Source organism: Streptomyces colwelliae (assembly GCF_048158785.1).
Lineage (GTDB): Bacteria > Actinomycetota > Actinomycetes > Streptomycetales > Streptomycetaceae > Streptomyces.
The window spans coordinates 1-482 of record NZ_JBLTJC010000932.1 but is presented as its reverse complement, the minus strand read 5'-3'; the positions used below and the strand labels follow the sequence as shown (position 1 = coordinate 482).

Below are 482 nucleotides of genomic sequence, written 5' to 3'. Positions count from 1 at the left end.
GCAGCAGGTCGGGCGTGAACTGGATTCGCCGCACCGAACAGTCGATCGACCGCGCCAGCGCCTTGGCCAGCATTGTCTTGCCCAGGAGGTCGGGGCCGAGGTGGCCCACTGCGCGGTGTTCTTCGGTCGTGCGGATGAGTTCCAGGACGGGGAGGCGGTAGCCGACGGCTGTGCTGTCGGCGGTGCCGAGGATCACGCGGATCTGGTGGGCGGGGCCGCCGCCGCTCCAGTGTTGGCCGTTGGCGTACACCCTCCAGGTGCCGTCCATACGCAGGTGCGAGTGGAGGGTGAGGCCGCCCTCGATACGGGTCAGCAGGTGTTTGCCCCGGGGGGTGACCTCCAGGACGGTGCGTCCGGTGAGGTCTGCCGTGGCGTACTTGGGCACGCGGAGGTCGCTGCGGGTCAGCACCTTGCCCGCGAGGGCCGTGTGGAGGCGCCTCGCGGTCTGCCAGACGGTGTCGCCTTCAGGCATGGGTCAAGGG

1 protein-coding gene is annotated in these 482 nt (G+C 69.9%); it reads right to left on the bottom strand.

The genetic code is table 11. The annotated features are described in order from the left end of the window. Window positions 1–472 (bottom strand): DNA-formamidopyrimidine glycosylase family protein (locus ACNFOC_RS55225; protein WP_416966422.1); only part of this gene is annotated, 472 nt, incomplete at its 3' end. Between the last annotated feature and the right edge of the window lie 10 nt (window positions 473–482).